We start from the raw sequence: 652 nt of genomic DNA on the forward strand, positions 1-652 counted from the left end.
TGAAGTTGATCGCGTCCATCGCCCCGGCGGCGTCCGCGCTGCGGGTGGTCTCGCTGTTGCCGTAGTCGAAACAGCAGCCGCCGTTGACGTGGGTGCCGCTGGTGACCATGTACATGCCCTCGGGCGCGCTGCCGGTGGGCACGCCGGTCAGGTGGCCGTCCCGCCAGTAGCTGTTGCCGGGGTTGATGTACAGCGAGTACGCCTTCGCGCCGCCCACGGTCAGCGACTCGCTGGTCGCCGAGGCGGGCCGGCTGGAGGACGAGCCGGGAACCTGCGCCGAGCCCTGGTACCAGAGGTCGTTGCCGCGCCCGGACTGGTCGTAGACCACCGTGATCACGCAGCTCGTGCCGGCGCAGAAGCCGTCCTGACCGGCGGCGTCGGCGTAGCCGCCGGCACCGAGCACGCCGATGTTACGGGTGGCGTTGTCCGAGGACCGGCGCACCTGGTAGAGGTTGCCGCCGTACCCGGAGAACAGCGCCCGGGTGGTGCTGTGCGCCGCGACGCACGGCGTGCCGCCCGCGGCGTAGATGTCGCACGGCCGGCCGCCGGACGGGGGCGGGGAGGTGGGCGGCGCGGACGTCGGCGACGTCGAGGTGGTCCACCGCTGGTTGGTCTGGCCGTTGCAGGCCCAGAGGATGAGTTTGGTGCCGTT

General features: G+C 71.9%; 1 protein-coding gene. It reads right to left on the reverse strand.

Translation table 11 applies throughout. The features are described 5' to 3' along the window. Positions 1-652 (reverse strand): arabinofuranosidase catalytic domain-containing protein (locus B1205_RS31220; RefSeq protein WP_303395019.1); only part of this gene is annotated, 652 nt, incomplete at both ends.

The organism is Micromonospora sp. NBS 11-29 (assembly GCF_002140155.1).
Classification (GTDB): domain Bacteria; phylum Actinomycetota; class Actinomycetes; order Mycobacteriales; family Micromonosporaceae; genus Micromonospora.